We start from the raw sequence: 9,744 nt of genomic DNA on the forward strand, positions 1-9,744 counted from the left end.
TAGAGATATTCCAGCTTTAACTCTGTGATAGCACCTACTCCCCAGCCTGTGGTTAGATGCGCCAGTACTTCTGCTTCAGTCCACGGGGTGTAGAGGCTGGCGGTGGGACTTCCTGAGTAATCCTTCGGGAGGTAGAGGTGACGGTGGGTGGTCTTGCGTTCATTACCAGCTTTGAAGGTGGCTATCTGAACGGTGGTTCGAGCTAAGCTTCAAGCTCATCAAAGACACCGTCTAAGAACGGCTCATACTTTCTCCACGCTTGTGAACTGCCCTTGTAAACTTTCTTCCGAACTTGCTGTTGAGAAGCCGTTTTCACAGACCTCTTGTTATTCTGCGGTGCCAGACATGTTTCTTCCCAGTTAAGTCCCAAATATTCAATCAAACGCCTTGTTTCTGGCTCTTGGTCCTCTGTCAGCTTATCGTAGTCGAGGTTATAAATGCGTTCGCTGTAGCTTTGGGACCAGAAGTGCATGAGATCTTTGTATCGCCCGTAGTATGCAACTGTATCTCTAAGGCTATAGGAATAGCCAAGGCCTTTTGAAGCAAAGTACTGCTTGAAGTTTGACCAACATGTAGCTTCTGCGCTTCTTTGCACATGAACAATCTTTGCTTCAGGGAATGCAGCACAAATTAAGGCGATGTATTGAAAGTTTTGTGGCATCTTATCGGTTACGAACGCTTGGCCTTCAGCCCTTTTGGCAAGCTCTGCTAAATAACGACCTCGGAATACTGACACTGCCTCTAAAGTGGAAGCAGTTAGGCCGGCAGCGAGTTGGCCTCCATATTGTGATATGTATTACAGTTCACCTGCACCAGTGAGAATAATTAAGTCTCGACAGGTGTTGTGAAGAGTTCACTCAAAACACAGCATGCCTACTTTGGCACAACAATATCGCTTTGTTCCTGCTCGTTAAAATACCGATCATACGCCATTTGATATCCCGCCTCGAGATGTCTGGTATACATCTCGCTGTCAAAAAGTGGGTGCGTCAAACGATTCCCGTCAAGCTTTGATTTGACCTGACCAAGCCGCTTCGGATACGTCGCTAGCGTCAATGCTAGTGCCTCATATTCCTCTTCGTTCTCAGTGATGAGTTCTGTTAGCCCAATCGCTGCCAGTAGGCTGCCAGCCACACGTGCCGCAAACCCCTCACCCAGTTTTGTGACAACTGGCAGCCCTGCCCAAAGTGCATCACTCGCAGTCGTATGAGCGTTGTAGTTAAACGTATCCAAAAACAAATCTGCAAGTTTCTGTCTCGCAAGATGCTCAGCCTGCGGCACTTTCTCAGCAAATATTAACCGCTCTGCACTGATGCCTCGATCTTCAGCTTCTCGCTTGAGATTCTGCTCTGCCCATTTATTTGACTTGAGCAACCATAAGACGCTCCCCTCAACCTTTTGCATCAATCGCATCCAAATATCAAACTCCCGGGGAGATATCTTGTAGTTGTTATTCAAGCAGCAGAATACAAATCCATAAGTCGGGAGCCCCACATCTTCTCGAGTGATCAATTTATCGGAGATAATCCTTTTATTGTCAGTTGGTTGGTAAGTATGCGGCAGATAAATAATCTGTTCGGAAAAATGGTGCCGCTTATCTTCGGGAATGACAACGGGATCTGCGACGATATAGTCAATGAAATCAGCGCCTAATGTTCCTGGATAACCAAGATAGCTGATCTGGACTGGTGCCAAACCGTAAGCAAACGGTGCCAATCTTGCGTTCTTCGTAAAGCCTTTCAAGTCGATTGCAATATCTAGCTTGTCCGCTCTAGCGAGCTCCACAATTTGTATATCATTCATGCCACGCACATCGTGAAACACATCGACAGCACTCACTAACTTTTTGCGCATCTCGTCTTGCTTGTCAGGTCCATAAGAGTACGCAAATATTTCAAAATGTGATTTATCATGCGCTGCAAAAACCTGAGCCATCAAATACATCGTTGCATGATTATGGAAATCTGCGCTAAGATATCCGATGCGCAATCGCTCGGGTTTCTGAGATGGTTTGGCTGGTGCTGGCAACGGCTTTCGCAGGAGTTTTTCTCGTGCATAGAGTTCTGATCGCAATCGGTGGCGATCTGGAGCATCTTCCAATGAAAGCATTGAAAAAGGCGTTGCAGCTTTACCTTTAATACCTAATTCGAGCAGATAGCACAGATCTGGTTCTATCGCAGACCAATCACAGATATGAGCAAGTTGATGCAGGCATTGCGCTCTAGCAGGAGCATAATCAGGCTTGATGGCTAGAGCTTTGTTGTAAGCCTCTATGGCCTCTTCCAGCTTACCTTGCTCTTGGAGAGCATTGCCCATGTTGTTGTAGGCTTCAGCATAATCAGGCTTGATGGCTAGGGACTTGTTGTAAGCCTCTATGGCCTCTTCCAGCTTACCTTGCTCTTTGAGAGCATTGCCCATGTTGTTGTAGGCTTCAGCAATATCAGGCTTGATGGCTAGGGACTTGTTGTAAGCCTCTATGGCCTCTTCCAGCTTACCTTGCTCTTTGAGAGCATTGCCCATGTTGTTGTAGGCTTCAGCATAATCAGGCTTGATGGCTAGGGACTTGTTGTAAGCCTCTATGGCCTCTTCCAGCTTACCTTGCTCTTTGAATGCTGATCCTAAGTTTATGTGAGCTTCGACGTAATCAGGCTTGATGGCTAGGGACTTGTTGTAAGCCTCTATGGCCTCTTCCAGCTTACCTTGCTCTCGGAGAGCATTGCCCATGTTGTAGTAGGCTTCAGCAATATCAGGCTTAATGGCTAGAGCTTTGCTGTAAGCCTCTATCGCCTCTTCCAGCTTACCTTGCTCTTTGAGAGCATTGCCCATGTTGTAGTAGGCTTCAGCAATATCAGGCTTAATGGCTAGAGCTTTGCTGTAAGCCTCAACAGATAATCCAAGTTGTCCCAGGCCTTTGAATGCGGCCCCTTGAATGTTGAACAAGATGGCTGACTGTGGGAATTGCTTCACCAAGGTTTCAGCCTGCTTCAGAGCCTGCTGAAGTTGCCCTTGGCTGTAGAGGTTAATCACTGATTGCAATTGATCCTGTGGCGGATCTTGAGCTTTGGACGCTTTGCCAACAGGTCTACCCGCTAGAGCCTTCAGCCCATTAATGGATCTCTTGTTTTTAGGGAACTTAGTCAGAATATCCTGATAGATACGCTTAGCTTCTTCAGGAGAGCCGTCTTTTGCTTTCTTCTTTGCAAGACTGATCGCTTGATCCAGTTTTAGGCTGTCCAGGATGTTCGGCTGCTTAGGTTGTGGTTCAGAAGCTATCTGATTGGCTTCTAGGGGTTCTTGTTCAGCCTCCTTTAGCCTTTGCTCCAGCTTATCAAAGCCATCACCTTTAGCGCCCTTACTCTTGGCTTGATCCAACACAGCCTTGGCATCTGCTAACTTGCCTAGCTTAATCAAAGCATCGATATAGCTGAGCCAAAACTGGCCAATGCTGGGATTAGCCTCGAGCGCCGTCTTGAAGAACGGAAGTGCTTCCTGAACCTTACCAACACCTACGGCCAGTACGCCCATGTTATGGTTAGCATCAGGATGTTTGGGCTGAGCTTTGAGTATAGCTGTATAAAGACGATCCGCCTCTTGAACCTGCCCTGCTTTATGAGCCTCGACACCCTGCTGTAGAGCTTGGTCAATTGTTAGTTCCGCCACTAGTATCCCAGCCTCTTGTTAATCTCAATCTGAGATCATCACTTATTGGTACTTCTCAGTTTCCATGTTTAGGTTCTCTGACAAAGTTTGGAAAGGGATGCAAATGACCGAAGTAATGACACTCCTGACGTCTGTCTCTGGTCATGCCCTGGTTAAAAGCTTCAGTGGCACAGATGTAATTCAACAGCCCTTTTCCACTGGCAAACTGTTTAACGTGGCTGAAGAACCCGTGTCAGATCTACAAAGCCTGTCTGCATTATTGCAAAGACTTGAGAATGATCCCAAGCATACAGTCATCAGAGGTTCACTGGTGGACGGTAAAAACAGCCCAGTGCCTCGCAACAAGGAAGCCTTCACAGCAACTCCTCGCCAGTGGTGTATGATCGACATTGATAGCCTTGCTTGGGATGGTGATCTGTCTGACCAACAGGCAATGCTGTCATATGCAATCCAGCAGCTTCCCGCTGAGTTCCAATCCGCCGACTGCTGGTATCATTTGTCATCCAGCATGGGCATCGAGGACGGGGTTAATGTGCATCTGTGGTTCTGGTTGGAACGCACGTGTTCTGACAATGAGCTGAAGACTTGGCTGTCTGGCTGTCCAGTGGATATGCGGATGTTCAACCCGATCCAAATCCATCTAACTGCTAACCCTCAATTTAGTGATGGTGCTGTTGACCCATACCCCAATCGATCTGGCTTGTTTAAAGCTGGCACGGGAGTATCAACCGTAACAGTGCCATCTGATTTAGCCTTCAGGAGTACTGTAGCTTCAAAGTCCTCAAAGCAAAGGGCAAGTGGCAAATCAGGACTGCTTGATCCAGCAGGTATAGAACGTGATCCGGTTACTAATCTTGCCATCGATGGTAGGGAACAACTTATGTTCTTGCTATCTAACCAGGTCATGCAGGAGTTGGTCACCGCAGAACACACTCCAAGCGAAGAAGAGGTGACCACTGCCCTCTGGAACCGTTTCTGTGAAGAAGCAGATGTAAGCGTGGTTTCTGCCCGTGGCCCTTGGACGATTGCTGATGCTGCCTCAAAGGCCAGAGCAAGACTGCAGGAACTTGATAGCGGCACTTATGACTTTGTATCTCGTTCAGACAGAACGATACTTGTTGCAGGTGCGGGCAAGGTGGAACGCCCAAAGCTTGTTGGAGCAATTGAGGCACAGTCTAAACTTAACACCATTCTAAGCGGCTTCTTCGAGGACTTGGCTGGGGGCGCTTGCCCAAGGGCTGCTGTTCGCCTGACTATGGGAACAGGTAAAACCAAACAAACAATAGCACACTTGAAGGACTACCTGACTGACAAATTCCAACAGTCCGTAGAAGTCTACGTCCCCCGACATGATCTAGCTGACGAATGGGAAGAAAGCTTAGAAGGCATCAATGCCAGGGTCATTCACGTTTATCCCCGTACAGGCGGTAAATGGGATGAAGATACACAAGCACATCCATACCCTATCATGTGCCAGCGGGCCGAGTATGTCAGGGATCTAGAGGCAAAGGGCCACAGCATCTACAGCAATGCCTGTCTTAGTCGCACCTCAGGAGAGCAATGCAGTTTTTTTGGTACTTGCAGCTATTTGGATCAGTTCAGGCAATCAGGTGATGATCTGGGCACTGAGAACACGATCCGTATTTACACTCATGCGTCCTTGTTTCTGAGCAGGAATGAGTTTGAAAGGCAGATAGACCCCAATCTGGTAATAATAGATGAAGCGTTTATGTCGTCTGCGGTCAGTAATATGCCGTCCATTCCAGTGGGTGACATAACTCAGCATATTCGTTTTGATGGAAATGCTCAGCTAGGCTTTGATCTGGTGGAGTGCCTGACCAAACATCAAGGTGATCTATCCTACCTACGGGACAAAGACATTGGAGACTTCGGGTTCAACGCCGTGTCGGTTGAAGGGCTAAATCCAGCTACTCCCTTCAGTGCTGAGACTACGCAAAGCCGCAATGTCAGATCAGCTAAACAGTATAAAGCCCTGACCAAACTGCTTGAGATCGCAGCACGGGAGATTCAGGATCAAGGCAACGATCAATTTGGACAACTGGCTTACAACAACCGTAAGAACGAGATTGTGATCTGTGAGCATAAGCCCATTCGAGTGCCACGGTCTGCGCCAGTGCTTTACTTGGATGCTACGGCTGACTCCATAATCACAGAAGCGTATCTACCAGCCCTGCAATATCATCGGATTGATGTTCACCAATTAGCTGTGGTCAGTCAGGTACATGATCGCACTGGTAGTAAAAACTTCTGGAACAGCAAGATCGGGCCAGAACAAGAGAACCTGTCAGAACCAACCTATGATCCTCGCCACAATGACTTAGCCAGTTTGATCACAATCCTAATCGCATGGGTGAAGGCAGGCGAAAGCCCTCTAGTCGTAGGCAACAAAGATTTATGTGAGTTCCTGCGAGATCACCCTAGGCTTGATACGGGTGTAGCTGTAGCGCACTTTATGTCCCTGCGTGGTTCTAATGCTTACGAGGACAGATCAGTTGTATTTATTACGGGCCGCAACCAGCCACCAATCGATGAAATAGAACAACAAGCGAGGGCCGTGTTTGGTAGGTCCGGCAATCCAACAAGCTATGATGATAAAGAGAACCTACCTTTAGATCAGGTTGATTATTGGTTGTCTGCACGTAGCCCTCATGCTCCAGCAGCTATGACAGTTCCATCATTTAGTGATCCCCGCATTGAAGCAGTTCAAAAGCAAATCAGGGAGGCTGAGACTGTACAAGCTATAGCCCGATTGAGGTTGGTCTGGGCAGATTATCAGAAGCGAGTATTCTTGCTATCGAACCTGCCTGTCGAGATGCCAGTAGATCATCTGATTGAGTTTAACGACTTGATGCCTGACAGGCTGGAAATGGAACTGATCAGAACAGGTGACCTACCTCTGACACCATTAGGTTTGGAGAAGATGTGGGACAACTTGGGGCTATCCAAGGGGGCAGCTAAGAAATTGTTTCAACGTTCCAAAGCCTCTGATCCTAAGCAGCTATTAACTCAACTGCCTACTCTAGTCAGAACAGCCACCCAGATAGCCACCTTCAAAGCTGGTAATGAACGCAAGACCACCCACCGTCACCTCTACCTCCCGAAGGATTACTCAGGAAGTCCCACCGCCAGCCTCTACACCCCGTGGACTGAAGCAGAAGTACTGGCGCATCTAACCACAGGCTGGGGAGTAGGTGCTATCACAGAGTTAAAGCTGGAATATCTCTACGGGCCAGAGCCTGAAGTTTCGGGGTAGCAGTACCGTTAAAGGGACAGGTTCCTATATAGTCTTATAGCACTTTGTCCCTTTAAGGATCATCATAACGGTCATCTAACCCGAAACTGAACTAATAGTGGTTTACAACATCACAGGTTCCTCACTGGCAGAGGCCATATATACTTACCCCGCACACCCCCTGTGGCCCATGCATAGCCCTCTGATGCTACTGCAACAGTATTCGGGGATGCAGGGTAACAACAGCAGGCTTCATGCACGAGCACCCTACGAAATGGCAAAGGCATACATACAGTCTGCACCCTACCGCACAGATGAAACCGTCAAGTCTGACCTAAACAGCCTGATGCTTCCGGTTGACGGTACTCAAACCCCAATCTTGGGTCAGGCCTATATATGATAACCCCTAGGGGTGGGGTGGCACTCGCCCCCTACCTCTGAATGCCCCTCAGAGACTCTGTGAGGCCCGTACAGGCCCATTAGCTTCACCTGCCAGCCCACTAGGATACAAGCCAGTGTCGCCCTGTATGACTCACCGAGAGTCTCTGGCGGCGGAGGCTATAGCAACGCTTATGTACAACGTTCAGGTTCAGCCGCCCTAGGTCTCAGCCGTAGACCAAACCGTAGACCAATATGGCCCTGTTGCAGGAACCAGAATGAGACAGTAGCCTTGTTTTATGAGGTTAATGCTTAGCCTTGGTGCCTACTGGCAGAGCCAACACCCGTGTGGGGGCACCATTCAATCACTAGAAACCTTTAAAACATTGACTTATTAGGCTCTTTACCTGCATTTGATACTAACGGATGGTACTAAGTTGGTACAAGCGATGCGGCAGATTAAGCAAAAGAACGGCATGAAGCGGTCTTCGACTGGCTTCTATTCGTTTCGCAAACAGGTACCCGAAAACCTACGAACACTCTGGGGTAAGCGTGAGGTAAAAGTTGCGCTAGAGACCAAAGATGAGGCGACTGCCCTCAAGAGATGTTCGATAATACTGGCAGATTTTAATGCCACAAAGATGAAGCTGACAAAGCTGCTGGAAGGCGCCAGTGATCTAGCTCCACAAGACATTCGTAATATTGCAGACCATAGAGTTCGCACTTGGGGTATTCATCCCGATCAGGCACCTGTCTTGAAGGCAGGGCATACGGAGAAAGAGTATGCTGAGTTTAAGGAAGCGGAACGTGTCTATCTTGAACGTAAAGACCTCTACTACGATTTGGCTGCTGATGAACTGATAGACGAAGAGCAGCGTCAAAAAGATTACCGAAGCGGTAAGTGGGGTCAGCCCGATTATCAGACGCCTTATAAAGCTCAAAGCAAGAAGACAGTTGAGGGTGTTACGGATGGGATTGTTGCGGGGGATGTCGCAACAACGGTTAATCCGACCTTGATGGATGCAATGAACTCGTACCTAGAGGCTTACGCTGAGAATAAGATTGGTGGAAACCCTCGTACTATTCAGTCCCATACAACAAACACCAAACGTGTATTGGCACAGTTTGCATCATTTATTGAGGGTGGCAGGACGTCTAAAGGTTTTCAGCGTGAGGTCACTAGTATCACCGTGGAGGAGGCTATCGCCTTTAGAAGGTACCTAAGAGAGCAACATCCCAACTCAGGCACGGGTGTCTAGCCCCCAATTTCAGTGCCACTAATTTTGGATTTCTCTAATAAGGTTTCTGGCATGGGAGGTCGCATTCCGAGTGCATGATGGGGCCTGATGTGATTGTATTCTTTGAGCCAAATATTGATTGCGACCTGAGCCTGTTTGATGCTGTGGAACCATTCAGCGTTTAGGACTTCTTGGCGAAGAATACCGTTGAACCGTTCATTGTAACCGTTTTCCCAAGGACTGCCTGGGTAGATTTGGATTGGTTTGACGCCAACCTTTCTGAGCCATTTTTGAAGGTGTTCAGCTACGAACTCCCCGCCATTGTCAGATCGAATGCATTCAGGCTTTCCGTATTTCATCAGCAAACGATGTATGACACGCAAAACATCATCTGAGTTCATCTTGTCTTGCACCTCAACGCAAAGAGCTTGGCGGGTAAACTCATCTAAGACGGTCAGCATCTTGTAGCTGCGCCCGTTACTCAGCTTGTCGTGAACAAAATCAATTGCCCAAACATGATTGGGATGCATTGGGCGCAAACGGATGACCGAACTGTCTTTGTGATACAGCCGCCTTCGTTTCTTATGCCGCTCTGGCAGCTTCAGCCCTTCTTCGCGCCATAAACGCTCAACTTTCTTGTGATTGACGTGCCAACCTTCGATCCGCAGCAACTCAGCGATCTTTCGATATCCGTACCGACCATACTGCTTGGCAAGGCGGATCATGGCCAAGCGCAATGCGTCATCACCTTGAACCTTCGTTTTGTAATGCAAGCTAGAACGCGAGACGCCGAGAACCGCACATGTGCGCCGTTCTGACGTATCAAGTCTTTGGCGGGTATGGATTACGGCCTGACGCAACACATCAACCGTCAGGCCTTCGGCTTTAAATAATCGAGGCTCTCTTTCAAGATCAGCTTGTCCAGTTGGAGGTCCGCAACGATTTTCTTCAGCCGCTCGTTTTCCTTCTTCAGTGCTTTCATTTCTGAGAGCTGCGGTCGCCCTAGACCACCGAACTTCTTGCGCCAATAGTAATAGGTCTTGTCCGAAATACCCGCCTTGCGACACGCGCCCACAACATCCAACCCATCATGCAAATGAACATCAATCTCGCGCAATAACTTCAGTGCATCCTCATGTGAATACCGTTTCCGTGCCATTCTCTGTCACTCCCTTAGTCAACAAATAGTGGCACAGTTTTAGGGGGCCAAGACAA

At 48.3% G+C, this 9,744-nt stretch carries 6 protein-coding genes; 2 read left to right on the top strand and 4 right to left on the bottom strand.

Annotation, left to right across the window (positions count from 1 at the left end; all coding sequences use genetic code 11):
• Positions 1-202: 202 nt before the first annotated feature.
• Both NeNHUV3_RS12085 and NeNHUV3_RS12090 read right to left on the bottom strand, forming a co-directional pair.
• A complete protein-coding gene (locus tag NeNHUV3_RS12085; protein WP_391481649.1) occupies positions 203-736 on the bottom strand; it encodes a sulfotransferase family protein in 534 nt (177 codons plus the stop codon).
• A gap of 137 nt (positions 737-873) precedes the next feature.
• The gene (locus NeNHUV3_RS12090; RefSeq protein WP_391481651.1) at positions 874-3,660 is read right to left on the bottom strand and encodes a tetratricopeptide repeat protein; all 2,787 of its coding nucleotides are present in this window, start codon (positions 3,658-3,660) and stop codon (positions 874-876) included.
• A 103-nt stretch (positions 3,661-3,763) separates the two neighbouring features.
• On the opposite strand from NeNHUV3_RS12090, the gene NeNHUV3_RS12095 reads away from it, so the two are divergent.
• Together NeNHUV3_RS12095 and NeNHUV3_RS12100 are read left to right on the top strand one after the other, a co-directional pair.
• Positions 3,764-6,934 (top strand): hypothetical protein, encoded by a 3,171-nt coding sequence (locus NeNHUV3_RS12095; RefSeq protein WP_391481653.1) that lies wholly within the window; start codon positions 3,764-3,766, stop codon positions 6,932-6,934.
• Positions 6,935-7,740: 806 nt separating this feature from the next.
• The gene (locus NeNHUV3_RS12100; protein WP_391481654.1) at positions 7,741-8,550 is read left to right on the top strand and encodes a DUF6538 domain-containing protein; all 810 of its coding nucleotides are present in this window, start codon (positions 7,741-7,743) and stop codon (positions 8,548-8,550) included.
• On the opposite strand, the gene NeNHUV3_RS12105 is transcribed toward NeNHUV3_RS12100, so the two are convergent.
• Both NeNHUV3_RS12105 and NeNHUV3_RS12110 read right to left on the bottom strand, forming a co-directional pair.
• A complete protein-coding gene (locus NeNHUV3_RS12105; RefSeq protein WP_391481656.1) occupies positions 8,547-9,392 on the bottom strand; it encodes an IS3 family transposase in 846 nt (281 codons plus the stop codon). The two genes, NeNHUV3_RS12100 and NeNHUV3_RS12105, sit on opposite strands and share 4 nt — an antisense overlap.
• A gap of 8 nt (positions 9,393-9,400) precedes the next feature.
• Positions 9,401-9,688: a transposase gene (locus NeNHUV3_RS12110; RefSeq protein ID WP_048599378.1), complete on the bottom strand. Its 288-nt coding sequence runs from the start codon at positions 9,686-9,688 to the stop codon at positions 9,401-9,403.
• Positions 9,689-9,744: the final 56 nt, after the last annotated feature.

Origin of the sequence: Nereida sp. NH-UV-3, from assembly GCF_042939535.1 — a bacterium.
GTDB classification, from domain to species: Bacteria; Pseudomonadota; Alphaproteobacteria; order Rhodobacterales; family Rhodobacteraceae; genus Nereida; species Nereida ignava.

Bases quoted from the DNA above. Each gene is read 5' to 3' on its own strand.
- NeNHUV3_RS12095 (WP_391481653.1), top strand. From the start codon at position 3,764: ATGACCGAAGTAATGACACTCCTGACGTCTGTCTCTGGTCATGCCCTG.
- NeNHUV3_RS12110 (WP_048599378.1), bottom strand. From the start codon at position 9,688: ATGGCACGGAAACGGTATTCACATGAGGATGCACTGAAGTTATTGCGC.
- NeNHUV3_RS12100 (WP_391481654.1), top strand. From the start codon at position 7,741: ATGCGGCAGATTAAGCAAAAGAACGGCATGAAGCGGTCTTCGACTGGC.